The following is a 23,132-nucleotide window of genomic DNA, read 5'->3' as shown; positions in this document are numbered from 1 at the left end:
CGCAAAGACAGACTTCGGGTAAGGATAGCCGATGAGCGATGCACTGAAAGAACTGGGAACCTATATCGAGGCCAAGCGCCCCGACTGTGTCTTGTCCTGGGACATCACCCACGGCGAGCTGAATCTGGACATCACGCCCAACAACATCGTCGGGCTGGTCGAGTTCCTGAAAACCGATGCGACCTGCCGTTTCTCGTCGCTGGTTGACATTACGGCAGTTGATTACACTGGCCGGACCAAGCGGTTCGACGTGGTTTATCACTTCCTCAGCATGTACCAGAACCACCGCATCCGCTTGCGCGTGTCGGTGCGCGAAGATGCGATGGTGCCGTCGATCGTGAACGTCCACCCCTCGGCCAACTGGTTCGAGCGCGAGGTTTTCGATATGTTCGGCATCTTGTTCTCGGGTCATCCCGACCTGCGCCGCATCCTGACCGACTATGGTTTTCGCGGCTATCCGCTGCGCAAGGATTTCCCGACGACCGGCTATACCGAGGTTCGCTATGACGAGGCGCAAAAGCGCGTGGTTTACGAACCCGTCAGTCTGGTGCAGGAATACCGCCAGTTCGATTTCATGTCCCCGTGGGAAGGTGCCGAATACATCCTGCCCGGCGATGACAAGACAGCGCCTGACGGTCATGTCAGCAAGGACGCCAAGTGATGGGCGGCTTGTGGTGGCTTATACTGTCGGCATTGACGGTTATTCCGATGCTCAAGCTGCTGCCGTTTTTTGGCATCAATAAATACTGGGCTGCGGCCTGTATCGTCCCGTTCGGCACCATCGCATTGCTGTGGTGGATCGGGATGCGGTTGCAAGAGCTGGAAAAGCGCTGATGGGTGACGCGACCTTTCTTTACGGCAACGGGGCTGCCCGGTCGGGAACGGCCTGGCTGGCGCAAGCATTGCGCGCGATTTTGCAACCACAATATGATTATGTTGCGTCCAGGTTGGGCGCGCTGCCGCTGCGGTGGCAGGAACACATGCAGGAGAGAGCGGGATGATGGACGGCTCGAAATTTGACGATGCCCTGACGGGCGAGCAGAAAATCCGCAACTTTAACATCAACTTCGGGCCGCAACACCCTGCGGCGCACGGCGTTTTGCGGCTGGTGCTGGAACTGGACGGCGAAATTGTCGAACGGTGCGATCCGCACATCGGCCTGCTGCACCGTGGCACAGAAAAGCTGATGGAAAGCCGGACGTATCTGCAAAACCTGCCCTACTTCGACCGGCTGGATTATGTGGCCCCGATGAATCAGGAACACGCGTGGTGTCTGGCCATCGAAAAGTTGACCGGCACCCCGGTGCCCCGCCGTGCCTCGCTGATCCGTGTGTTGTATTCCGAGATCGGGCGCGTGCTGAACCACCTGCTGAACGTGACCACGCAGGCGATGGACGTGGGCGCGCTGACGCCGCCGCTGTGGGGCTTTGAAGAACGCGAAAAGCTGATGATCTTCTACGAGCGGGCTTGTGGTGCGCGTCTGCACGCGGCCTATTTCCGCCCTGGCGGCGTGCATCAGGATCTGCCCGACGCGCTGTTGGACGATATTGAACAGTGGGCGCACGAGTTTCCCGCCGTTCTGGCCGATATTGACGGTCTGCTGACCGAAAACCGCATCTTCAAGCAGCGCAACGCCGATATCGGCATCGTGACCGAAGAGGATATTCTTGAATACGGCTTTTCCGGCGTGATGGTGCGCGGCTCGGGGCTGGCATGGGATTTGCGCCGGTCGCAGCCCTATGAATGCTATGACGAGTTCGATTTCCAGATTCCTGTGGGCAAGAACGGCGACTGCTATGACCGCTATCTTGTACGTATGGAAGAAATGCGCCAGTCGGTCAGCATCATCAAACAGGCCATCGGCAAACTGCGTGAAGCGACGGGCGACATCATGGCCCGTGGCAAGATCACCCCGCCCAGCCGTACCGATATGAAAACCTCGATGGAAAGCCTGATCCACCACTTCAAGCTTTATACCGAAGGGTTCCACGTGCCCGAAGGTGAAGTGTACTGTGCCGTCGAAGCGCCCAAAGGCGAATTCGGCGTCTACCTTGTCGCCGATGGTAGCAACAAACCCTACCGTGCCAAGATACGCGCGCCCGGGTTCCTGCACCTTCAGGCGATGGACCACATGAGCCGCGGCCACCAACTGGCCGATGTCGCTGCGATCATCGGCACGATGGATGTCGTGTTCGGAGAGATTGACCGGTGATTCGCCCTCTGGTCTCTCCTGCGCTTCATCTTGCCCGTAAAACTCCCGCCGGAGGCTCCCACCTCTGCCACGCGAACCGAAAGTCGAACTGATGCTCCGCCGCTTGCACCTTGACCAACCCGAAAGCTTTGCCTTCACCTCCGCCAATCAGGCGTGGGCCGAAGCCCAGATCACCAAATATCCCGAAGGCCGTCAGGCCTCGGCGATCATTCCGCTGTTGTGGCGTGCGCAAGAGCAAGAGGGCTGGTTGACCCGCCCCGCGATTGAACACGTGTGTGAAATGCTGGGCATGGCCTATATTCGCGGGCTCGAGGTGGCATCGTTCTACTTCATGTTCCAGCTGCAACCGGTTGGTTCTGTTGCGCATATTCAGGTTTGTGGCACCACGTCGTGCATGATCTGCGGTGCGGAAGACCTGATGGCGGTTTGCAAAAACAAGATCGCCGCCAAGCCGCATGAATTGTCGGCCGATGGCAAGTTTTCGTGGGAAGAGGTTGAATGTCTTGGCTCTTGTGCCAACGCGCCCATGGCCCAGATCGGCAAGGATTATTACGAAGATCTGACCACCGAGCGTATGGGCGAGATCATCGACGAGCTTGCTGCCGGACGCGTGCCCACACCCGGCCCGCAAAACGGGCGCTATGCGTCTGAGCCGCTGAACGGTCTGACCACGCTGACAGAGTACGAAAGCGGCAAGACACAATATAACGCCAGCGTTCAGTTGGCGGAGGACATTGGCGACACGGTCAAGCGTATCGACGGCACCGAAGTGCCGCTTGTCACGCCGTGGCAGGACAAGGCGGCCAACACCGCAAGCAAACCACCCGCCAAGCCCAAGATGCGTACCGCGCCGTCGGCCCTTGTGACCGAGACCAAGGCCAAAGTCGCACCGGCTCCTGCGTCCGAAGCACAGTCCAAAGCCAAACCCGAGCGCACCAAGGCAGCGCCCGACGCTGCCGTTGACGCCGGTGTGAAAGTCGAGAATGATGCAGGTGCAGCGACAGGTGCAGGCAAAAAGCCCCGCACGATGAAGGCTCCGCGCAAGGCTGGTCCTGATGATCTGAAAATGATCAAAGGCGTTGGCCCCAAACTTGAAGCGATGCTGCATGAGTTGGGCTTTTACCATTTCGACCAGATCGCCAATTGGTCCGACGCAGAAGTGGCTTGGGTCGATCAGAACCTTGTCGGCTTCAAGGGCCGCGTTAGCCGTGACAACTGGGTTGAACAGGCAAGCAAGCTGGCCGCAAATGAAGAGACAGAATTTTCCACCCGTGCCAAAAAGGACGGTATCTATAACGAATAATTAAATTCAGGAGAGGGATAAAGATGAACGCGAACGAACAAATGCAGGATTGCACACGCAAGTGTTGGATGCTGTCGGCAATTGCCGGGATGGTGTTGGCCATTCTGCTGATTGCTTTCACAGGGTATGGCTTTTTCACCTCGATCCTGTTCGGGATCGTGGTCTTTGTCGCTGGCGGTCTTCTTCTGAAACCTGTGCGCTGTGGTTCCTTGGCATCCGATGCCCCCGAGGACGCAGACGCGACACCATCCGCAGCACCGACAACCACGCCTGAACCCGCCACCGAAGCTGCCCCTGTTGCCGACGCATCAGCCCCTGAGGCAGAAGTCGCCACCCCGACGCCAAGTGCTGCAGCCGCTGCACCCGATGAGAAGGCTCTGGTAAAACCCAGCGCCCGTTTGGCCGGTCAGGAAGAATTGGCCGCGCGCAAAGGCGACTGGAAATACGAAAAGCCCGCTGAAGCTTCTGCCCCTGCTGCCGAAGTGGCCGAGCCAGTCAAAAAAGCCGCAGCTGCAAAAGCACCGGTAAGCAAAGCTGCGGACAGTAAGGATGCAGGCGCTGCGTCCACCACCGTCCGCGCGCCCGTGGCTGCCGATGGCAAGCCCGAGATGCTTAGCGCCCCGCGCGAGGGTGGTGCCGACGATCTGAAGCTGATCAAAGGTGTCGGCCCCAAGCTGGAATCGATGTTGAACAACATGGGCATCTTCCACTTTTCGCAGGTGGCCGGATGGCGCAAGAAAGAAGTCGAATGGGCCGATCAGAACCTAGTTGGGTTCAAAGGTCGGGTCAGCCGTGATGAATGGGTCAAACAGGCCAAGGTGCTGGCCAAAGGTGGCAGCACGGAATTTTCGAGTAGGGTCAAGAAAGGCGGCGTTTCCTAAACGCCGACAGGTTTCATGCAGGGTCAGGACAAGGAAAACAGGGCAGGGCAGCGCTTGGCGGTGTGGATTGTGGCTGTGGCGCTGTTCTGGCTGGGCGTGACAATCGCGGGGGGGTATCTGGGCTGGACAAGCCGGACCCTTGCTCTCTTTGACCTTGCAGCGTTGGCCGGTTTCGGTTGGGCGTTGTGGATGGGTTTCAACATCTGGCGTGCGCGCCAGAAAGACAAGGGCTGAACGGACATGTTGCAGGACAAGGACCGGATTTTTACCAATCTTTATGGTATGCACGACCGCACGCTGAAAGGTGCGCAGGCGCGTGGCCATTGGGATGGTACGGACGCGATCATCAAAAATGGCCGTGACTGGGTCGTTTCCCAGATGAAAGAAAGCGGTCTGCGCGGACGTGGCGGTGCGGGCTTTCCCACGGGGTTGAAATGGTCGTTCATGCCCAAGGAAAGCGACGGTCGTCCGTCCTATCTGGTGGTCAACGCCGACGAATCCGAACCCGGTACATGCAAAGACCGCGAAATCATGCGCCACGATCCGCATACGCTGATCGAAGGGTGTCTGATCGCGTCTTTTGCGATGAATGCCAACGCCTGTTACATCTACATTCGCGGCGAATACATCCGCGAGCGCGAGGCGCTGCAAGCAGCGATTGACGAATGTTATGACGCGGGTCTGGTGGGCAAAAACGCCGCCAAATCGGGCTGGGATTTTGATATTTACCTGCACCACGGTGCCGGTGCCTATATCTGCGGCGAGGAAACAGCACTTTTGGAAAGCCTTGAGGGCAAGAAGGGGATGCCGCGCATGAAGCCGCCGTTTCCGGCGGGTGCGGGCCTGTACGGCTGCCCGACGACGGTGAACAACGTCGAATCCATCGCCGTTGTGCCAACGATTTTGCGCCGTGGACCGGACTGGTTTTCGTCCTTTGGCCGCCCCAACAACGCGGGCACCAAGCTGTTTGCGATTTCGGGCCATGTGAACAACCCCTGCGTCGTCGAAGAAGCCATGTCGATCACCTTTGAGGAGCTGATCGAAAAGCATTGCGGCGGCATTCGCGGCGGCTGGGACAATCTCAAGGCTGTGATCCCCGGTGGGTCGTCCGTGCCTTGTATCCGCGGCGAGCACATGCGCGACGCGATCATGGATTTCGACTATCTGCGCGAGCAGCGGTCGGGTCTGGGCACGGCTGCGGTGATCGTGATGGACAAAGACACCGACATTATCAAAGCGATCTGGCGTCTGGCCAAGTTCTACAAACACGAAAGCTGCGGCCAGTGTACGCCCTGCCGTGAAGGCACCGGCTGGATGATGCGGGTGATGGAACGTCTGGTCAAGGGCGACGCCGAGGTTGAAGAAATCGACATGCTGCTGGACGTGACCAAACAGGTCGAAGGGCACACGATTTGCGCCCTTGGCGACGCGGCAGCGTGGCCGATTCAGGGTCTGATCCGCAACTTTCGCGACGAAATCGAAGACCGTATCAAACACAAACGCACAGGCCGCGTCAGTGCCGTTGCAGCGGAATAGGACATGGAAATGGAACTTTATTCCCACGCCATCGCAGCATTGGGCGGCTATGCCGCTTTGATGTTCGTGCTGACGGCACTGTCTGCAATGGGGCGCGTGGACGACTTGCGCTGTGATTGCGGGCAGGTCAAACGTGATTACGCCAATGCAGTATATCGCAAGGGGCGCGCGCACGCCAACGCTGTCGAAAGCGCGGGACCATTCATTGCGGCCCTTGTGGCGGCGATTCTGATCGGCGTGGCACCGTTCTGGGTCAACCTGTTCGCGTCGGTCTTTCTGACCGCGCGGGTTGTGATGGCTTTTGTGCATATCGGCACCACCAACCAGCCGCTGCGCAGCCTGTTCTGGTCGATCAGTATGCTGTGTGTTCTGGCTTTGGCGGTCATGGCAATTTGGGGGGCTTTGTGATGCGTATAATCCTTTTGCTGGTGGTTGCACTGGCGGTGGCGGCCTGCACCGAGCGCGACAAGGGCATTGCCTTTGATGGCCATTATTATCGCGCCAAAACCAAAAAGGTCGATGACGACCGCGCGCAATTCCAGTCCGAAATCAGACCTGTTTCGCAAAGCCTGACCGGCGCACGCGAGGCAGGGCGCCACGCGGGAACGAAGTATTGCATCGAGAATTTCGGCACCTCGAACATCGCGTGGACACGTGGCCCTGACGGCGAGGACGGCGCGCTGTCGGTGAACAACGATACGCTTTTGCTGCAAGGGAAATGCGACGTTCTATGAGCGACGTGGCGACATATCGCCCCGTTCCTGTGCAGGGCGCGTACTGTTATTGCATATCAGAGCGCCGGTTTCCCATCTGTGGAAAAGGGACCGCGCGCGTGCGCGACCCGTTTCGCAGCACAGGAGACGTGAATATGCAAATGAAGACACTTGTTTTGGGCGCTACAATCGCTCTGTCGATGGCTGCCACAACTTCGGTTGTGGCCAAACCGCATCTGCGGGACACGCCGATTGACGATGGTTTGCTGGCTGTTGGCCTTGCCGATGAAATCCGCAAGGCATGTCCCGATATCTCGGCGCGGATGCTCAGGGCGTTTGGCTATATCAACGATTTGAAAAGTCAGGCACAGGCATTGGGCTATTCCGAGGCGGAAATCGACGCCTATCGGAAATCCGATGTGGAAAAGGCGCGGCTGAAACAGCGCGGCGATGCATATTTGGCTGCCAATGGGGTTGTCGCCGGACAGCCAGAGACGTATTGCGCGCTTGGGCGCAACGAAATCGAAAAATCGAGCCGGATCGGTTCGTTACTCAGGGTGAATTGACGCATGAGCGACCTTCGCAAGATCATCATCGACGGCCACGAAATCGAAGTAGACGGGGCAATGACCCTGATTCAGGCTTGTGAGCAAGCCGGTATCGAGGTTCCACGCTTTTGCTACCACGAGCGGCTGACGATTGCAGGCAACTGTCGGATGTGTCTGGTCGAGGTCGTTGGCGGCCCGCCCAAGCCTGCGGCGTCCTGCGCCATGCAGGTGCGCGATCTGCGCCCCGGCCCCGAAGGCCAGCCGCCAGTGGTGAAAACCAACAGCCCGATGGTCAAAAAGGCCCGCGAGGGCGTGATGGAATTCCTGCTGATCAACCACCCGCTGGATTGCCCGATCTGTGATCAGGGCGGCGAATGCGACCTGCAAGATCAGGCGATGGCTTACGGCGTTGATTTCAGCCGTTACCGTGAGCCCAAGCGTGCGAACGTGGATCTGGATCTGGGTCCGCTGGTCGAAACCCACATGACGCGGTGCATTTCATGTACCCGTTGCGTGCGCTTCACCACCGAGGTTGCTGGCATCACCCAGATGGGCCAGACTGGTCGCGGCGAAGACGCCGAGATTACGTCCTATCTGGGCGAAACGCTGGATTCGAATTTGCAGGGCAACATCATCGACCTGTGCCCTGTCGGCGCGCTGGTCTCGAAGCCCTATGCCTTTACAGCCCGTCCGTGGGAACTGAGTAAAACCGAGAGCATTGACGTAATGGACGCGCTTGGATCATCCATTCGCGTGGACACCAAGGGCCGCGAAGTCATGCGTTTTCTGCCATTGAACCACGATGGCGTGAACGAAGAGTGGATTTCGGACAAGACCCGTTTCGTCTGGGACGGGCTGCGCCGGCAACGTCTGGACACGCCTTACATCCGAGAAAACGGCAAGCTGCGCAAAGCCGATTGGGGCGAAGCGCTGCAACTGGCAGCCGCGAAAATCAAAGGTGCCGGGAAACTGGCCGGTCTGGTTGGCGATCTGGCTCCTGTCGAGGCGATCTTTGCACTGAAACAGTTGATCGAGGGGCAGGGCGGTGTCGTCGAATGTCGCACCGATGGCGCCAGGCTTGAGGCGGGCAACCGGTCTGCCTATGCAGGGACCGCGCGGATCGAAGACATCGACACGGCCAAATTCATCCAACTGATCGGCACCAATCCCCGCATTGAAGCACCGGTGCTGAACGCGCGCATCCGCAAGGCATGGGCCGCAGGTGCCAACGTGGGTCTGGTGGGCGAAGCCGCTGATTTGACATATGATTACGCGCATGTGGGCACCGACCGCGCCGCGCTGAACAGCCTGCTGGGCAAAGACTATGGCGATGTTCTGGATGCACCGTCAATTGTGATCGTGGGTCAGGGCGCCTTGCAAGAGGCGGACGGCGCCGCGGTTCTGGCTGCTGCGATGAAGCTGGCCGAAGATACCAAATCGAAATTCATGGTGCTGCACACCGCCGCGTCCCGCGTGGGTGCGATGGATGTGGGTGCGGTGAACGATCGCGGCATGGATGCGGTGACCGAGGCCGATGTGATCTATAACCTTGGTGCCGACGAAGTCGAGATTGGCGAAGGTGCCTTTGTCATCTATCAGGGCAGCCATGGCGACCGTGGCGCACACCGTGCCGATGTGATCCTGCCCGCCGCCGCCTATACCGAAGAAAGCGGCGTGTTCATCAACACCGAAGGCCGCCCGCAACTGGCCCAACGCGCCAGCTTTGCACCCGGTATGGCCAAGGAAAACTGGGCCATCCTGCGCGCGCTGTCGGGTGAGATGGACGCGGTTCTGTCCTATGACAATCTGGCCAGCCTGCGCACTGCACTGGTCGAAGCGGTGCCGCATATTGCCGATCTGGACGAGGTTCCCGAGAATGCATGGCAGCCCGTGGCGACAGGCAAGCTGGGCGATGCGCCGTTCCGCGGGGCGGTGTCGGATTTCTATCTGACCAACCCGATTGCGCGTTCGAGCCCGCTGATGGCCGAACTTAGCGCCAGCGCCAAGGCACGTTTGCAAGGGGCGATGGCTGCGGAATGATCCGCGCGGGCCTCATAGCCTTGGCGCCCCTGTGCGCCTGTTCCGAGCCGGAGATCACGGCAGAACGTTTGATTCCCGATTACCGGGGCGTTCGGACGTCATTGCTGGACAACGATTTGGTGCAGTTCAACGTGGAAATGACAAATGCGCTCAGCACGCAGGACGTGTCTGACTATGCGCAATGCGCCGCAGCTGGCTATACGCTGATCCGGGGATACGGATTTGCGCGTCATGTGCGGACAAATGTAAACGAAGAGGGTGGCGTGTGGCAGGCAGATGCTGTTTACACCATCTCGCCATCCTTGCCGCGCGGATTGCGCACCATCGACGCCGAAGTCGAGGCTGCCAACTGTGCGGAAAAAGGGATACCGACGGTGTGAGGACCTATGGCTGACTTTTTCATGAACCATCCGTTGGGCATTGCCCTGTTGATCATCGGGCAGATTTTCCTGCTGGTGATTCCGCTTCTGGTCGCCTTGGCGTTCCTGATGTATGCCGACCGCAAAATCTGGGCTGCTGTCCAGATGCGGCGCGGCCCCAACGTTGTGGGCATCTTTGGCCTGCTGCAAAGTTTTGCGGACTTTGGCAAATATATCGTCAAAGAGGTGGTGGTGCCTGCCGGTGCCGACAAGTCGGTGTTTTTTATGGCGCCGATGGTCAGCCTTGTCATGGCGCTGATCGCGTGGGCGGTGATCCCGTTCAATGACGGCTGGGTGCTGTCGGACATCAACGTCGCCATCCTCTATGTCTTTGCCGTGTCCTCGCTTGAGGTATACGGCGTAATCATGGGCGGCTGGGCGTCGAACTCGAAATACCCGTTCCTTGGATCGCTGCGGTCTGCGGCGCAGATGATTTCCTATGAGGTCAGCATCGGCTTGATCATCATCGGCGTTATCCTGTCGTCGGGTTCGATGAACTTCGGCGATATCGTGACATCGCAAGACGGTGATTGGGGCGTGTTCAACTGGTACTGGTTGCCGCACTTCCCGATGCTGTTCCTGTTCCTGATCTCGGCGCTTGCCGAAACCAACCGCCCGCCGTTCGATTTGCCCGAGGCTGAATCGGAACTGGTTGCGGGCTATCAGGTGGAATATTCGTCCACGCCGTTCCTGCTGTTCATGATCGGTGAATTGGTCGCCGTGGTTCTGATGTGTGCGCTGATCTCGCTGATGTTCTTTGGCGGCTGGTTGTCACCGGTTCCGTTCCTGCCCGACGGAATTGTCTGGATGATCCTGAAAATGGGCTTTGTCTTTTTCATCTTCTCGATGGTCAAGGCAATCACGCCACGCTACCGCTATGACCAGTTGATGCGTCTGGGCTGGAAAGTGTTCCTGCCGTTCAGCTTGGTTTGGGTGGTCTTCGTGGCCTTTGCTGCAAAATTCGAATGGTTCTGGGGCGTCTATGCGCGCTGGACCGTAGGGGGCTAAGCATGACTCAGATCGACTATACCCGCGCGGCGAAATATTTTCTGCTTCAGGACTTCTGGGGCGGCATGAAGCTGGGGCTGAAATACTTTTTCCGGCCCAAGGCGACGCTGAACTATCCCCACGAAAAGGGGCCGCTGAGCCCGCGTTTTCGCGGGGAACACGCGCTGCGCCGCTATCCCAACGGCGAAGAGCGTTGCATTGCGTGCAAACTGTGCGAGGCGATCTGCCCTGCGCAGGCGATCACCATCGACGCAGAACCCCGCGAAGACGGCAGCCGCCGCACCACGCGGTACGACATCGACATGACCAAATGCATCTATTGCGGTTTCTGTCAGGAAGCGTGCCCTGTCGATGCGATTGTCGAAGGTCCGAATTTTGAGTTCTCGACCGAGACCCGCGAAGAGCTGTTTTACGACAAGACCAAGCTGTTGGAAAACGGTGACCGCTGGGAAGCCGAGATTGCCCGCAATCTGGAACTGGATGCACCTTACCGATGACCGATGCTGCCAACCCCTTTGCCGCGATGATGGCCCAGATGCAGGAAATGGCCAAAGCCTTTCCCGCAATGGAAGCATTCGACGTGCGCAAGTTCGAAGGCATGTTTCCGACCATGTCCAAGGATATGATGGAAGCGATGTTCGGCAACGCCTTTAACGAAGGCGGGCTGGACGCGCGGACACGGTTGTTGCTGACGCTGGCAGGGTTGGTGATGCAGGGCGCTCAGAATGAAATTGCGGTGCGCCAGACGGTACGCCACGCGGTCGAGGCAGGCGCCAGCGACCAGCATATCAGCGAAACGATAGCGATGATGTCGATGTTTGCAGGCATCCCCGCAACGACCAAGGCCATGGAACTGGCGCAGGCCGTTATGAAAGAGGACAAAGAGACATGAGCGTTTTTGCCTTTTACCTGTTTGCGATCTCGGTGATCGCCGGTGGGCTGTTCACGGTCATCAGCCGCAACCCCGTACATTCGGTGCTGTGGTTGATCCTGTCGTTTTTGTCGGCTGCGGGCCTGTTCGTGCTGCTGGGTGCCGAATTCGTCGCGATGCTGCTGGTCATTGTCTATGTGGGCGCGGTCGCGGTTCTGTTCCTGTTTGTCGTGATGATGCTGGACGTGGATTTTGCCGAGCTTAAGGCCGAGATGGCGCGTTATATGCCGCTGGCGCTGCTGATTGGTCTGGTGATCTTGATGCAATTCGTCATGGCCTTTGGGGCATGGGAAAGCAACGCCGCCGCCGAAGGGCTGCGCGCGCAGACGATCCCGCTGGACCGGCATAACACAGAAGCCTTGGGGCTGATCCTGTACGACCAGTATTTCCTGCTGTTCCAACTGGCCGGTCTGATCCTGTTGGTGGCGATGATCGGCGCGATCGTTCTGACGCTGCGCCATCGCAAGGATGTGAAACGTCAGGACGTCGTGGCACAGATGATGCGTGATCCGGCCAAGGCGATGGAACTGAAAGACGTGAAATCGGGGCAGGGGCTGTAATGGACCTTGCGCGTGCGATCCCAAATGGCAGCTTTGCGGTTGCCTGCAACAATACAATACCAAAAGCCGAGGGACGAGAATGATCGGACTTGAACATTACCTGACAGTGGCAGCTACGCTGTTTGTCATCGGCATCTTCGGGCTTTTCCTGAACCGCAAGAACGTCATCATCCTGCTGATGAGCATTGAATTGATGCTGTTGGCGGTGAACATCAATTTTGTGGCCTTTTCCAGTTTCCTCGGCGATCTCGTCGGGCAGGTGTTTACCCTGTTCGTGCTGACGGTCGCCGCTGCCGAGGCCGCGATCGGCCTTGCGATCCTTGTGTGTTTCTTCCGCAACCGTGGCACCATCGCGGTTGAAGACGTCAACGTGATGAAGGGCTGAATTCATGGAACTGACTATCCTATTTGCCCCTCTGGTCGGCGCACTTCTGTGCGGCTTTGGCTGGCGCGCCTTTGGCGAGACGGCGGCAATGTCGATCGCTACGGGGCTGTTGTTCCTGTCCGCGTTGTTGTCGTGGGTTGTGTTTCTGACGTTCGATGGCACCACCGAACAGATCCAGATATTGCGCTGGATCGAAAGTGGATCGCTGAGCACCGATTGGTCAATCCGCCTGGACCGTCTGACCGCGATCATGCTGATCGTGATCACCACGGTCTCCAGCCTCGTGCATCTGTATTCGTTCGGGTACATGGACAAAGACCCGCAGTGGAAAGACAGCGAAAGCTATAAGCCACGCTTTTTCGCCTATCTGTCGTTCTTTACCTTCGCGATGCTGATGTTGGTGACCTCGGACAATCTGGTCCAGATGTTCTTTGGCTGGGAAGGCGTGGGCGTTGCCTCGTACCTGCTGATCGGCTTTTATTATCGCAAGCCGTCGGCCAACGCTGCCGCGATCAAGGCGTTTGTGGTCAACCGTGTGGGTGACTTCGGCTTTTCCTTGGGCATCTTCGCGCTGTTCTTGCTGACCGACAGCATTCGTTTTGACGATGTGTTTGCAGCGGCCCCTGGATTGGCCGAGACGCAGCTTTCGTTCCTTTGGGGGGAATGGAATGCGGCCAACGTGATTGCGATCCTGCTGTTCATCGGTGCGATGGGCAAATCGGCGCAACTGTTCCTGCACACATGGCTGCCCGACGCGATGGAAGGTCCGACACCTGTGTCGGCGCTGATCCACGCGGCGACAATGGTCACCGCCGGTGTGTTCCTGATCTGCCGCATGTCGCCGATCATGGAATTCGCCCCCGAAGCGACCATGTTCATCACCTTTATCGGTGCCACGACGGCCTTTTTTGCGGCCACCGTGGGGCTGGTGCAGACCGACATCAAACGGGTGATCGCTTATTCGACCTGTTCGCAGCTGGGCTATATGTTTGTCGCCGCAGGCGTCGGCATGTATTCGGCGGCGATGTTCCATCTGTTCACACACGCCTTCTTCAAGGCGATGCTTTTCTTGGGGGCGGGTTCGGTCATTCATGCGATGCACCACGAGCAGGATATGACCAACTATGGCGGTCTGCGTAAGAAAATTCCCTATACCTTTGCTGCAATGATGATCGGCACGCTGGCCATCACCGGTGTCGGCATTCCGTTGACCCACATCGGGTTCGCGGGCTTCCTGTCCAAGGATGCGATTATCGAGAGCGCCTATGCAGGCGGGTCGATGTACGGGTTCTGGGCGCTGGTGATTGCCGCCGCGATGACAAGCTTTTACAGTTGGCGTCTGATCTTCCTGACCTTCTTTGGCACAGCGCGCGGCGACAAGCACACGCATGATCATGCGCACGAAAGCCCGATGGTCATGTTGATCCCGCTGGGCGTTCTGTCACTGGGTGCGATTTTTGCAGGTATGCTGTGGTACAACAGCTTTTTCGGTCATGCCGATCAGGTTGGCAAATTCTATGGCATTCCCGTGGCTGAAGCGGGTGCCGATGGCGCTGCTGAAGATCACGCAACCGAAGGCGAACACCATTACGCATTCGCAGGACAACCCGGCGAGGGTGGGTTGTTTATGGCACCCGACAACCATGTTCTGGATGACGCGCACGCCGCCCCCGCATGGGTCAAAGTTTCGCCCTTTATCGCGATGCTGGGCGGGTTGATCATGGCGCTGTGGTTCTACATCTGGAACCCGACACTGCCTGCGCGACTGGCGGACAACCAGCGTCCGATCTATCTGTTCCTCAAGAACAAATGGTACTTTGACGAGTTTTACGATGTCGTCTTTGTGCGGCCAGCCAAATGGATTGGTCGCATGCTTTGGAAAAAGGGCGATGGCAACGTCATTGATGGCACGCTGAACGGTGTTGCGATGGGTATCGTGCCCTTCCTGACCCGTCTGGCTGGCCGTGCGCAGTCTGGCTATATCTTTACCTATGCCTTCGCGATGGTCATCGGGATTGCCGTTTTGATCACATGGATGACCCTCGGAGGGGCGAACTGATGGACAACCTTCTTTCCATTACCACGTTTATCCCCGCTCTGGCGGCCCTGATCCTGGCCCTGTTCCTGCGCGGCAGCGATGCTGCAGCGCAGCGCAATGCCAAATGGGTGGCGATGTTCGCCACCACGGCCACCTTCCTTGTGTCGCTGTTCATCCTGTTCGAATTCGACCCCGGCAACACCGGTTTCCAGTTTGTGGAACAGGCTGACTGGCTGTTGGGTCTGCAATACAAGATGGGCGTTGACGGCATCAGCGTTCTGTTCGTGATGCTGACCACCTTTATGATGCCAATGGTGATTGCGGCCAGCTGGAACGTGGAAACGCGGGTCAAGGAATATATGATTGCGTTCCTGCTGCTGGAAACGCTCATGCTGGGCGTGTTCATGGCGCTGGATCTGGTGCTGTTCTACCTGTTCTTCGAAGCAGGCCTGATTCCGATGTTTCTGATCATCGGCATCTGGGGGGGCGCGAACCGCATCTATGCCAGCTTCAAGTTCTTCCTCTACACCTTCCTTGGCTCGGTGCTGATGCTGGTGGCTATGGTTGCGATGTTCTCGGACGCGGGCACGACAGATATTGTGCAGCTTCTGAACCACGAATTTGAATACGGCACCTTCAACATTCTGGGTATCCAGATTGTCGGCGGCATGCAGACACTGATGTTTCTTGCGTTCTTTGCCAGCTTTGCGGTCAAGATGCCGATGTGGCCCGTCCACACATGGTTGCCTGATGCCCACGTTCAGGCCCCCACGGCGGGGTCGGTGGTTCTGGCCGCGATCCTGTTGAAGATGGGTGGCTATGGCTTCTTGCGGTTCAGCCTGCCCATGTTCCCTGTGGGGTCCGAACTGCTGGCGCCTGTCGTGCTGTGGATGTCTGCGATTGCGATCGTTTATACGTCCTTGGTCGCACTGGTGCAGGAAGACATGAAAAAGCTGATTGCTTATTCGTCGGTCGCGCATATGGGCTTTGTGACGATGGGTATTTTCACCTTTAACCAGCAAGGTCTGGACGGTGCGATTTTCCAGATGATCAGCCACGGCTTTATCTCGGGTGCATTGTTCCTGTGTGTCGGCGTCATTTATGACCGGATGCATACCCGCGAGATCGACGCCTATGGCGGTCTGGTCAACCGGATGCCATCCTATGCGATGATCTTTATGTTCTTCACGATGGCCAACGTGGGCCTTCCGGGGACGTCAGGTTTTGTCGGTGAATTCCTGACGCTGGTCGGTGTCTTTCAGGTAAACACGTGGGTTGCGGCAGTGGCCACGACCGGTGTGATTTTCTCGGCGGCCTATGCGCTGTGGCTGTATCGTCGCGTGGTGATGGGTGACCTGATCAAGGAAAGTCTGAAAGCCATCAAAGACATGACCCGCCGCGAAAAGCTGATTTTTGCACCCTTGGTGGCGATGACGCTGCTGTTGGGCGTCTATCCGGCCCTTGTGCTGGACATCATCGGGCCGTCGGTTTCCGCACTGGTCAACAACTACGACACGGCCACGGCCGCAGCAAATGCTGTGACCCAAGTGGCCGGAAACTGATAAAGGAACGGGACCTATGTCCGCTGATCTGACGTTTATTCTTCCCGAGATTGTTCTGGCCTGCTTTGCAATGCTGGGCCTTTTGGGCGCAGTCTACACCGGCAAGGATGCACTGGGCCCCGCGCTGGTCTGGGCAACCTCGGCGTTGTTCGTGCTGGTGGCGCTTTGGGTCGGGTTGGCGGCGCCAGAGACCCACGTCGGGTTTGGTGGCATGTTCATCGATGACAGCTTTTCGCGCTTTGCCAAGGTGACGCTGCTGCTGTCCGCCGCCGCAGTTCTGGCCATGTCCGAAGGGTATATGTCCGCACGCGGGCTGCTGCGGTTCGAATATCCGATCCTTATCACGCTGGCTGTGGTGGGCATGATGGTGATGGTCAGCGCGGGCGATCTGATGTCACTCTATATGGGGCTGGAACTGCAATCGCTGGCGCTTTACGTGGTTGCGTCCTTGCGCCGCGACTCGATCAAATCGACCGAAGCGGGCCTGAAGTATTTTGTGCTGGGCGCGCTAAGCTCGGGCTTGCTGCTTTACGGGGCATCGCTGGTTTACGGCTACTCGGGCACCACATTGTTCTCGGGTATCATCCAGACCACGCAATCGGGTGATGTGTCGATCGGGCTGCTGCTGGGTCTGGTGCTTGTGATCTCGGGGCTGGCGTTCAAGGTGTCTGCCGTGCCGTTTCACATGTGGACACCAGACGTCTACGAAGGCGCGCCAACACCCATTACAGCCTTTTTCGCCACGGCCCCCAAAGTTGCCGCGATGGGCCTGTTTGCCCGCGTGATGCACGACGCCTTTGGCGGCGCGGTTGGTGACTGGCAACAGGTGATTGCGCTGATTTCTGTGTTGTCGATGTTTCTGGGTGCTGTGGCAGCCATTGGCCAGACCAATATCAAACGCCTGATGGCCTATTCGTCGATTGCCCATATGGGCTATGCGTTGATGGGCCTGGCGGCGGGGACTGTATTCGGTGTGCAGGCGATGCTGGTCTATATGGCGATCTATGTGACGATGAACGTCGGCACCTTTGCCTTTGTCCTGATGATGGAGCGTGACGGGCAACCGGTGGTCGATACCAGATCGCTGAACATGTATTCCAAACGCGAACCGGGCAAGGCGCTGGCGATGCTGGTGCTGCTGTTCAGCCTTGCGGGCGTGCCGCCGATGCTGGGTTTCTTCGGCAAGCTTTACGTGCTGCGCGCCGCCTATGAAGGCGGGCTGGCATGGCTGGCCGTGGCTGGTGTGGTGGCGTCGGTGATTGGCGCATTCTACTATCTGCGCATCGTGTTCTACATGTACTTTGGAGATGAAAACGCCGAAGGGCTGGATGGCGGCAAGTCGCCCGTGCTTTGGGGCTTCCTGATGGCATCCGCTGCTGTGATGGTGCTGGGCATTGTGAATATGTTCGGCGTCGAAGGCGCTGCGGCTGCGGCGGCTGCGTCTCTTGTCAACTGATCCGGTGACGCAGGTGGCACGCGTCGGCGCCTCCGGCGGTGCCATTTTTGAACCAGCGAAGACATGACCGGATGGCCTGAAGGATACGGGCGTCGCCTGATGCACAGCGTGGATTCAACGCTGTCCGAAGCGGCACGTATGGCGACCGACGCAGCAGGCCCGATCTGGATCATGGCCGAAGTACAGACAGCGGCGCGTGGTCGGCGCGGGCGGCCTTGGGTCATGCCTGAGGGCAATTTTGCGGCAACCTTGCTGTTGCCGGTTTCGGGCGCGGCGGGGGATGCCGCGTTGCGGTCTTTCGTGGCCTCGCTTGCATTGCGCGAGGCATTGGTGGCCGCGACAGGGCGGTCGGATGACTTTTCACTGAAATGGCCCAACGATGTGCTGCTGCGCGGCGGCAAGCTGGCTGGCATTCTGCTGGAGAGTACGGGGCAGGGACCGCAACTGCGCCACCTGGCCATCGGCATCGGGGTGAACCTTGCAACGGCCCCAGCAGTTGCCGACGTCGAGGCGGGCGCTGTGCGGCCCGTATCACTGAAAGGCGAGCTGGGCACCACAATCACCCCCGAAGATTTTCTGGACCTTCTGGCCGCGGCCTATGCCCGCTTTGAAGACCAATTTTCAACTTACGGCTTTGCGCCGATCCGCGCGGCTTGGATGAGCCACGCCGCACGACTGGGCGAGGTTATCACCGCCCGCACCACCCGCGACGAAACCACCGGCACTTTTGTCGAGGTAGACGGTGCGGGCAATCTTGTACTCGACACGTCCAAAGGCCGCGTGACCATTGCGGCGGCAGACGTCTATTTCTAAGGGGGGCCGAGGATGCTTCTGGCGATTGACTGCGGCAACACGAACACGGTGTTTTCGATCTGGAACGGCGAGGCGTTCATTGGTACATGGCGTACGTCGACGGATTGGCAGCGCACGGCAGACCAGTATTATGTCTGGCTTTCGACGCTGATCAAATTCTACCAGATCGAGGTGGACATCACCGACATGATTATCAGTTCGACCGTGCCGCGTGTGGTGTTCAACCTGCGCGTTCTGGCCGACCGTTACTTTCACACGCGTCCGATTGTGGTGGGCAAGCCCGATTGCCTGCTGCCTGTCGATGTGCGCGTGGACACGGGCACCGCAGTCGGCCCTGACCGGTTGGTGAACACTGTGGCAGGCCATGACATGTATGGCGGCGATCTGATTGTGGTGGATTTTGGCACCGCGACCACCTTTGATGTGGTCAGTTCGGATGGCGCCTATATCGGCGGGGTCATCGCGCCGGGTGTGAACCTCAGCCTTGAGGCGTTGCACCACGCAGCCGCCGCTTTGCCGCATGTGGACATCGCCAAACCGCAGAACGTGATCGGGACCAACACTGTTGCCTGTATGCAATCCGGGGTCTTTTGGGGTTACGTTGGATTGGTGAAAGAGATATGTGCGCGGATTAAGGGCGAACGGGCGCGCGAGATGAAAATTATCTCGACCGGCGGACTGGCACCATTGTTCCAGCAGACTGAAGACCTGTTTGACGAATTTCATGATGATTTGACGATGCACGGGCTGACCGTGATCCATCGATATAACAAGGAAAATAACTGACCTATGAGTAGTGAAAGATTGATCTACCTGCCCCTCGGTGGGGCGGGCGAAATTGGCATGAACTGCTATGTTTATGGCTATGGTAAACCCGAAAAGGAACGTCTGATCGTTGTGGACATCGGCGTGGCCTTTCCCGACATGGACAGCACGCCGGGTGTGGACCTGATCCTGCCTGACATCAGCTGGCTGGAAGAACGCCGCGACCGGATCGAGGCTGTGTTCGTCACCCACGCGCATGAGGACCACATTGGTGCGGTTGCACATACCTATGGCCGCCTCGAGGCACCGATTTTTGCGCGGGCGTTCACCGCCAACCATGCCAAACGCAAGATGGCCGAAAACGGCCACCCTGCCGATGCCGTGACCGTGCTTGAAGCATGGCCCGATCAGATTGATGTGGGCCCGTTCAAGGTCGGCTTTTTGCCGATCTCGCATTCGATCCCCGAAAGTTCGGGTCTGGTTATCGACAGCCCCGCAGGCCGCGTGATTCACTCAGGCGATTTCAAGCTGGACCGCACACCGCTGGTGGGCGAGGCGTGGGATCCCGAACTGTGGGCCGACGTGTCCAAGGGCGGCGTCAAAGCGTTGGTCTGTGACAGCACAAATGTCTTTTCACCCCACGCGGGCCGGTCCGAAGTGACCGTCGGCCCCGAGATCGAAAAGATGATGAATGCGGCCACCGGCATGGTTGTCGCCACCACATTCGCGTCGAACGTGGCACGGGTGAAAACGCTGGCCGAAGCGGGCGAACGGGCAGGGCGGTCGATTGTTCTGCTGGGACGCGCGATGAAGCGGATGGTTGAAGCATCGGTAGAATCCGGCGTGTTGACCGAATTCCCCCAAGTTGTCGCCCCCGAAGATGCCCGCAGCATCCCGCGCGAGAACCTGTTGCTGCTGGTCACCGGCAGTCAGGGCGAACGCCGTGCCGCCAGCGCGCAACTGGCCCGTGGCAAATACATGGGTCTTGAGATGAAAAAGGGCGACACGTTCCTGTTTTCGTCCAAAACCATCCCCGGCAACGAACGTGGCGTGATCCAGATCATGAACGCGTTTTCGGAAATGGGCGTGGATATTGTTGACGACAACAGCGGCCACTACCACGTCAGTGGCCACGCCAACCGTCCCGATCTGGAAGAGATGCACGCGGTGGTCAAACCGCAGATTCTGGTGCCCATGCACGGCGAACACCGCCACCTGCGTGAACACACCAAAATTGCTGATGCCAGTGGCCTTCAGGGTGTTCTGGCCGTCAATGGCATGATGATCGACCTGACCGGCAATGCCCCCAAGGTCGCTGAATACGTTGAGACAGGTCGCACCTATCTGGATGGATCGGTGCAGATCGGTGCGCTGGACGGGGTTGTGCGCGACCGTATCCGGATGGCGCTGAACGGGCACGTTGTTGTGACGCTGATCATCGACGAGCACGACGAACCGCTGGGCGATCCGTGGTGCGAAACAATGGGCATCGCGGAAACCGGCAGCAGCAACGCGCCACTGGTCGAAGTGCTGGAAGCGGACCTCAGCCAGTTTCTGGGGCGTGCTGATCCCAAAACCATGCGCGACGACGAAGCGCTGGAGCAGGCATTGCGCCGAACCGTGCGCAACACCGCACAGAACGAGATCGGTAAAAAGCCCGAGGTTACAGTGATCATCAGTCGTCTGACTTGACGGAACCGAACCGCTTCTTTCCGCGTTATCAATCAACGGGGGTGCATGCTTTGCGCCCCTTTTCACGGGTAAAGGAGAGTTTCATGATTAAGAAAAGCGGTTCCGCAAAATGGTCCGGCGACCTGAAGGCCGGCAAAGGTTATGTTTCAACTGAAAGCGGTGTGCTGAAAGATCAGCCCTATGGCTTTAACACCCGTTTCGAAGACGGTAACGGCACCAACCCCGAAGAGTTGATTGGCGCAGCCCACGCAAGCTGCTTTTCGATGGCGCTGAGCATGATCCTTGGTGAAAAAGGTCTGGCTGCGGACAGCATTGAAACCACAGCCGCCGTATCGCTTGAGAAAAAAGACTCAGGCTTTGAAGTGACCAACATTCACTTGGACCTGAAGGCGAGCATCCCCGGCGCGGACAAGGTTACCTTTGACGAATGTGCCAAGACCGCCAAGGAAAACTGCCCGATCTCGAAGCTGCTGAATGCCGAGATCACAATGGATGCAGAATTGGTCTGAACCCGTTCTGACATCTTGGGCTTTTGACCCATAAAAAATGCGCGTCGGGCGATTGGCCTGACGCGCATTTTTCATTTAAAGCAGTGCTTTAGCCGTCGTAGCGTTCTGCAAAGCTTTTCTCGATGAAGGTCGGCGTATGATCGCCCAGACCTGTTACGCGGTTGCCACCGCGATCATCCCGACCACCGCGCGCGCGGCTGGACGTGCTGCGCTTGTTCTCGGATGCGTTCGGACGGCTATTCTCTGCACTGTCTGTGCGGCTGTCAGGCTGCGCAACGGGGGTTGGTTCGGGCTGTACTTCCGCGACTGGCTTTTCGGTCTGTTTGGGCGCTGCGGCGGGTTTGATCTCGACCTTGGTGTCACCTGCCGCCTCGGCTTGCGGGGTATCGTCCGTCTTGCGGCTGCGCGAGCGTGACCGCGAACGGGTTGACGCCGGTTTTTTCTCTGGCGCAGTCTCGGTTGCGGTATCTCCCTGCGCTTCGGAACCGATGTGGCCCAGTGGGTTGTCGATACGCGGAATTTCACGCTGGATCAGACGTTCGATGTCTTCAAAATTCTTTTCGTCGCGCGGCGTGCAGATCATCATGGCCTTGCCGTCACGCCCTGCGCGACCGGTACGGCCGATGCGGTGAACATAGTCTTCGGCGTGGCTGGGCACATCAAAGTTGAACACGTGGCTGACGCTTGGAACGTCCAGCCCACGGGCCGCCACGTCCGAGGCCACCAAGAACCGCAGATCGCCTGCGCGAAAACCGTCCAAGGTGCGTGTGCGCTGGCTTTGGTCCAGATCACCGTGGATGGGTGCGGCATCATAACCGTATTTTTTCAACGACTTGGATACGGTGTCCACATCCATCTTGCGGTTGCAAAAGATGATTGCGTTGGTGCATTTGTCGCCTTCGGCGTCGATCAGCATACGCAGAACCTTGCGCTTTTCGGTTGCTTCACGATCCTTGCGCGAGGCTTTGAACATGACCACGCCCTGTTCGATCGTCTCCGAGGCGCTGGCCTGACGGGCCACTTCGATGCGGGCGGGGTTGCTGAGGAATGTGTTGGTGATCCGCTCGATCTCGGGGGCCATAGTGGCCGAGAAGAACAGCGTCTGGCGGGTGAACGGCGTCAGCCCGAAAATGCGTTCGATATCGGGGATAAAGCCCATATCCAGCATCCGGTCGGCTTCGTCTACGACCATAACTTTCACATCCGACAGGATCAGCTTGCCGCGTTCGAAATGGTCCAACAGACGGCCCGGTGTGGCAATCAGCACGTCCACGCCTTTGTCGATCAGCGTGTCCTGTTCCTTGAACGACACACCGCCAATCAACAGTGCCTTGGTCAGTTTCAGGTGTTTTGTGTAGGTGTCGAAGTTTTCGGCAACCTGTGCGGCCAGTTCGCGGGTGGGGCACAGAACCAGACTGCGCGGCATCCGTGCCCGGGCGCGGCCACGCGCCAGCAGAGTGATCATGGGCAGAACAAAGCCCGCGGTCTTGCCTGTGCCGGTCTGGGCGATGCCCAAAACGTCGCGTCCGTCCAAGGCGGGGGGAATCGCACCGGCCTGAATGGGGGTCGGCGTTTCGTATCCTGCTTCCTCGACGGCTTTCAGCACTTTGGGATTCAGGTTCAGATCTGAGAATTTTATCATGTATGTCCGAAGTTTGCGGACACTGACTTGGCCCGCGGCAGCTTTGAAATGTCGGCCCGCATGGCCCAAAGGCAGCCCAAAGGCTGCGACATTGATTGCCCATACCAAAGCCCGGGGCC

The 23,132-nt window shown here is 58.4% G+C and carries 25 protein-coding genes; 24 read left to right on the top strand and 1 reads right to left on the bottom strand.

Annotated elements, in window-relative coordinates; translation table 11 throughout:
- Window positions 1-31: 31 nt before the first annotated feature.
- The 24 genes from SULPSESMR1_RS09240 to SULPSESMR1_RS09130 all read left to right on the top strand — a co-directional run bounded on the left by SULPSESMR1_RS09240 (window position 32) and on the right by SULPSESMR1_RS09130 (window position 21,371).
- Window positions 32-661, top strand: coding sequence for an NADH-quinone oxidoreductase subunit C (locus SULPSESMR1_RS09240; RefSeq protein ID WP_089420549.1), 630 nt, complete (start codon window positions 32-34; stop codon window positions 659-661).
- Window positions 661-834 (top strand): hypothetical protein, encoded by a 174-nt coding sequence (locus SULPSESMR1_RS25230; RefSeq protein WP_198362775.1) that lies wholly within the window; start codon window positions 661-663, stop codon window positions 832-834. Before SULPSESMR1_RS09240 ends, SULPSESMR1_RS25230 begins: the two co-directional genes overlap by 1 nt.
- Window positions 835-1,000: 166 nt before the next feature.
- Window positions 1,001-2,212: an NADH-quinone oxidoreductase subunit D gene (locus SULPSESMR1_RS09235; RefSeq protein ID WP_089422255.1), complete on the top strand. Its 1,212-nt coding sequence runs from the start codon at window positions 1,001-1,003 to the stop codon at window positions 2,210-2,212.
- A 91-nt stretch (window positions 2,213-2,303) separates the two neighbouring features.
- Window positions 2,304-3,515 (top strand): NADH-quinone oxidoreductase subunit E, encoded by a 1,212-nt coding sequence (locus SULPSESMR1_RS09230; RefSeq protein ID WP_089420548.1) that lies wholly within the window; start codon window positions 2,304-2,306, stop codon window positions 3,513-3,515.
- A 23-nt stretch (window positions 3,516-3,538) separates the two neighbouring features.
- Complete coding sequence (locus SULPSESMR1_RS09225) at window positions 3,539-4,396, top strand: hypothetical protein (protein WP_089420547.1); 858 nt, start codon at window positions 3,539-3,541, stop codon at window positions 4,394-4,396.
- 60 nt (window positions 4,397-4,456) lie between these two features.
- Window positions 4,457-4,630 (top strand): DUF5337 family protein, encoded by a 174-nt coding sequence (locus SULPSESMR1_RS09220; protein WP_349813527.1) that lies wholly within the window; start codon window positions 4,457-4,459, stop codon window positions 4,628-4,630.
- Between the two features lie 6 nt (window positions 4,631-4,636).
- The gene (nuoF, locus tag SULPSESMR1_RS09215; protein WP_089420545.1) at window positions 4,637-5,932 is read left to right on the top strand and encodes an NADH-quinone oxidoreductase subunit NuoF; all 1,296 of its coding nucleotides are present in this window, start codon (window positions 4,637-4,639) and stop codon (window positions 5,930-5,932) included.
- A 9-nt stretch (window positions 5,933-5,941) separates the two neighbouring features.
- Window positions 5,942-6,340, top strand: a complete 399-nt coding sequence (locus tag SULPSESMR1_RS09210) for an MAPEG family protein (protein WP_240311320.1) — start codon at window positions 5,942-5,944, stop codon at window positions 6,338-6,340.
- Window positions 6,340-6,666, top strand: coding sequence for a hypothetical protein (locus SULPSESMR1_RS09205; RefSeq protein ID WP_240311319.1), 327 nt, complete (start codon window positions 6,340-6,342; stop codon window positions 6,664-6,666). Before SULPSESMR1_RS09210 ends, SULPSESMR1_RS09205 begins: the two co-directional genes overlap by 1 nt.
- Before the next feature lie 134 nt (window positions 6,667-6,800).
- Window positions 6,801-7,211 carry a DUF5333 domain-containing protein gene (locus SULPSESMR1_RS09200; RefSeq protein ID WP_345889506.1) on the top strand — a complete coding sequence of 137 codons (411 nt, stop codon included), beginning with the start codon at window positions 6,801-6,803 and terminating at the stop codon, window positions 7,209-7,211.
- A 3-nt stretch (window positions 7,212-7,214) separates the two neighbouring features.
- Window positions 7,215-9,233: an NADH-quinone oxidoreductase subunit NuoG gene (gene nuoG, locus SULPSESMR1_RS09195; RefSeq protein ID WP_089420543.1), complete on the top strand. Its 2,019-nt coding sequence runs from the start codon at window positions 7,215-7,217 to the stop codon at window positions 9,231-9,233.
- A complete protein-coding gene (locus tag SULPSESMR1_RS09190; protein ID WP_198362774.1) occupies window positions 9,230-9,613 on the top strand; it encodes a hypothetical protein in 384 nt (127 codons plus the stop codon). Before nuoG ends, SULPSESMR1_RS09190 begins: the two co-directional genes overlap by 4 nt.
- A gap of 6 nt (window positions 9,614-9,619) precedes the next feature.
- Complete coding sequence (nuoH, locus tag SULPSESMR1_RS09185; RefSeq protein ID WP_089420542.1) at window positions 9,620-10,660, top strand: NADH-quinone oxidoreductase subunit NuoH; 1,041 nt, start codon at window positions 9,620-9,622, stop codon at window positions 10,658-10,660.
- A 2-nt stretch (window positions 10,661-10,662) separates the two neighbouring features.
- Window positions 10,663-11,157, top strand: a complete 495-nt coding sequence (nuoI, locus tag SULPSESMR1_RS09180; RefSeq protein ID WP_089420541.1) for an NADH-quinone oxidoreductase subunit NuoI — start codon at window positions 10,663-10,665, stop codon at window positions 11,155-11,157.
- Complete coding sequence (locus SULPSESMR1_RS09175) at window positions 11,154-11,552, top strand: carboxymuconolactone decarboxylase family protein (protein WP_089420540.1); 399 nt, start codon at window positions 11,154-11,156, stop codon at window positions 11,550-11,552. The genes nuoI and SULPSESMR1_RS09175 overlap by 4 nt, the downstream gene beginning before the upstream one ends.
- A complete protein-coding gene (locus SULPSESMR1_RS09170) occupies window positions 11,549-12,151 on the top strand; it encodes an NADH-quinone oxidoreductase subunit J (protein ID WP_089420539.1) in 603 nt (200 codons plus the stop codon). Before SULPSESMR1_RS09175 ends, SULPSESMR1_RS09170 begins: the two co-directional genes overlap by 4 nt.
- A gap of 79 nt (window positions 12,152-12,230) precedes the next feature.
- Window positions 12,231-12,536: an NADH-quinone oxidoreductase subunit NuoK gene (gene nuoK / locus SULPSESMR1_RS09165; protein ID WP_089420538.1), complete on the top strand. Its 306-nt coding sequence runs from the start codon at window positions 12,231-12,233 to the stop codon at window positions 12,534-12,536.
- A gap of 4 nt (window positions 12,537-12,540) precedes the next feature.
- Window positions 12,541-14,595, top strand: coding sequence for an NADH-quinone oxidoreductase subunit L (nuoL, locus tag SULPSESMR1_RS09160; protein ID WP_089420537.1), 2,055 nt, complete (start codon window positions 12,541-12,543; stop codon window positions 14,593-14,595).
- On the top strand, window positions 14,595-16,136 hold the full coding sequence (locus SULPSESMR1_RS09155) for an NADH-quinone oxidoreductase subunit M (RefSeq protein WP_089420536.1): 1,542 nt from the start codon (window positions 14,595-14,597) through the stop codon (window positions 16,134-16,136). Before nuoL ends, SULPSESMR1_RS09155 begins: the two co-directional genes overlap by 1 nt.
- 16 nt (window positions 16,137-16,152) lie before the next feature.
- Entirely contained in the window at window positions 16,153-17,592 is a 1,440-nt protein-coding gene (gene nuoN / locus SULPSESMR1_RS09150; protein ID WP_089420535.1) for an NADH-quinone oxidoreductase subunit NuoN, read from the top strand.
- Window positions 17,593-17,655: 63 nt separating this feature from the next.
- Complete coding sequence (locus SULPSESMR1_RS09145; protein WP_089420534.1) at window positions 17,656-18,405, top strand: biotin--[acetyl-CoA-carboxylase] ligase; 750 nt, start codon at window positions 17,656-17,658, stop codon at window positions 18,403-18,405.
- 12 nt (window positions 18,406-18,417) lie between these two features.
- The gene (locus SULPSESMR1_RS09140; protein ID WP_089420533.1) at window positions 18,418-19,191 is read left to right on the top strand and encodes a type III pantothenate kinase; all 774 of its coding nucleotides are present in this window, start codon (window positions 18,418-18,420) and stop codon (window positions 19,189-19,191) included.
- A 3-nt stretch (window positions 19,192-19,194) separates the two neighbouring features.
- A complete protein-coding gene (locus SULPSESMR1_RS09135; protein ID WP_089420532.1) occupies window positions 19,195-20,862 on the top strand; it encodes a ribonuclease J in 1,668 nt (555 codons plus the stop codon).
- Between the two features lie 83 nt (window positions 20,863-20,945).
- On the top strand, window positions 20,946-21,371 hold the full coding sequence (locus SULPSESMR1_RS09130) for an OsmC family protein (protein WP_089420531.1): 426 nt from the start codon (window positions 20,946-20,948) through the stop codon (window positions 21,369-21,371).
- An 88-nt stretch (window positions 21,372-21,459) separates the two neighbouring features.
- On the opposite strand, the gene SULPSESMR1_RS09125 is transcribed toward SULPSESMR1_RS09130, so the two are convergent.
- Window positions 21,460-23,013 (bottom strand): DEAD/DEAH box helicase, encoded by a 1,554-nt coding sequence (locus SULPSESMR1_RS09125; protein ID WP_089422251.1) that lies wholly within the window; start codon window positions 23,011-23,013, stop codon window positions 21,460-21,462.
- Window positions 23,014-23,132 lie beyond the last annotated feature (119 nt).

Source organism: Pseudosulfitobacter pseudonitzschiae, from assembly GCF_002222635.1.
Lineage (GTDB): Bacteria > Pseudomonadota > Alphaproteobacteria > Rhodobacterales > Rhodobacteraceae > Pseudosulfitobacter > Pseudosulfitobacter pseudonitzschiae_A.
The sequence above is the reverse complement of the archived record's forward strand: the minus strand, read 5'-3'. Positions and strand labels throughout refer to the sequence as shown.

What these genes read in the sequence shown, in the direction of transcription:
- SULPSESMR1_RS09240 (WP_089420549.1), top strand. Translation starts at nt 32, where the DNA reads ATGAGCGATGCACTGAAAGAACTGGGAACCTATATCGAGGCCAAGCGC.
- SULPSESMR1_RS25230 (WP_198362775.1), top strand. Translation starts at nt 661, where the DNA reads ATGGGCGGCTTGTGGTGGCTTATACTGTCGGCATTGACGGTTATTCCG.
- SULPSESMR1_RS09235 (WP_089422255.1), top strand. Translation starts at nt 1,001, where the DNA reads ATGGACGGCTCGAAATTTGACGATGCCCTGACGGGCGAGCAGAAAATC.
- SULPSESMR1_RS09230 (WP_089420548.1), top strand. Translation starts at nt 2,304, where the DNA reads ATGCTCCGCCGCTTGCACCTTGACCAACCCGAAAGCTTTGCCTTCACC.
- SULPSESMR1_RS09225 (WP_089420547.1), top strand. Translation starts at nt 3,539, where the DNA reads ATGAACGCGAACGAACAAATGCAGGATTGCACACGCAAGTGTTGGATG.
- nuoF (WP_089420545.1), top strand. Translation starts at nt 4,637, where the DNA reads ATGTTGCAGGACAAGGACCGGATTTTTACCAATCTTTATGGTATGCAC.
- SULPSESMR1_RS09210 (WP_240311320.1), top strand. Translation starts at nt 5,942, where the DNA reads ATGGAACTTTATTCCCACGCCATCGCAGCATTGGGCGGCTATGCCGCT.
- SULPSESMR1_RS09205 (WP_240311319.1), top strand. Translation starts at nt 6,340, where the DNA reads ATGCGTATAATCCTTTTGCTGGTGGTTGCACTGGCGGTGGCGGCCTGC.
- SULPSESMR1_RS09200 (WP_345889506.1), top strand. Translation starts at nt 6,801, where the DNA reads ATGCAAATGAAGACACTTGTTTTGGGCGCTACAATCGCTCTGTCGATG.
- nuoG (WP_089420543.1), top strand. Translation starts at nt 7,215, where the DNA reads ATGAGCGACCTTCGCAAGATCATCATCGACGGCCACGAAATCGAAGTA.
- SULPSESMR1_RS09190 (WP_198362774.1), top strand. Translation starts at nt 9,230, where the DNA reads ATGATCCGCGCGGGCCTCATAGCCTTGGCGCCCCTGTGCGCCTGTTCC.
- nuoH (WP_089420542.1), top strand. Translation starts at nt 9,620, where the DNA reads ATGGCTGACTTTTTCATGAACCATCCGTTGGGCATTGCCCTGTTGATC.
- nuoI (WP_089420541.1), top strand. Translation starts at nt 10,663, where the DNA reads ATGACTCAGATCGACTATACCCGCGCGGCGAAATATTTTCTGCTTCAG.
- SULPSESMR1_RS09175 (WP_089420540.1), top strand. Translation starts at nt 11,154, where the DNA reads ATGACCGATGCTGCCAACCCCTTTGCCGCGATGATGGCCCAGATGCAG.
- SULPSESMR1_RS09170 (WP_089420539.1), top strand. Translation starts at nt 11,549, where the DNA reads ATGAGCGTTTTTGCCTTTTACCTGTTTGCGATCTCGGTGATCGCCGGT.
- nuoK (WP_089420538.1), top strand. Translation starts at nt 12,231, where the DNA reads ATGATCGGACTTGAACATTACCTGACAGTGGCAGCTACGCTGTTTGTC.
- nuoL (WP_089420537.1), top strand. Translation starts at nt 12,541, where the DNA reads ATGGAACTGACTATCCTATTTGCCCCTCTGGTCGGCGCACTTCTGTGC.
- SULPSESMR1_RS09155 (WP_089420536.1), top strand. Translation starts at nt 14,595, where the DNA reads ATGGACAACCTTCTTTCCATTACCACGTTTATCCCCGCTCTGGCGGCC.
- nuoN (WP_089420535.1), top strand. Translation starts at nt 16,153, where the DNA reads ATGTCCGCTGATCTGACGTTTATTCTTCCCGAGATTGTTCTGGCCTGC.
- SULPSESMR1_RS09145 (WP_089420534.1), top strand. Translation starts at nt 17,656, where the DNA reads ATGACCGGATGGCCTGAAGGATACGGGCGTCGCCTGATGCACAGCGTG.
- SULPSESMR1_RS09140 (WP_089420533.1), top strand. Translation starts at nt 18,418, where the DNA reads ATGCTTCTGGCGATTGACTGCGGCAACACGAACACGGTGTTTTCGATC.
- SULPSESMR1_RS09135 (WP_089420532.1), top strand. Translation starts at nt 19,195, where the DNA reads ATGAGTAGTGAAAGATTGATCTACCTGCCCCTCGGTGGGGCGGGCGAA.
- SULPSESMR1_RS09130 (WP_089420531.1), top strand. Translation starts at nt 20,946, where the DNA reads ATGATTAAGAAAAGCGGTTCCGCAAAATGGTCCGGCGACCTGAAGGCC.
- SULPSESMR1_RS09125 (WP_089422251.1), bottom strand. Translation starts at nt 23,013, where the DNA reads ATGATAAAATTCTCAGATCTGAACCTGAATCCCAAAGTGCTGAAAGCC.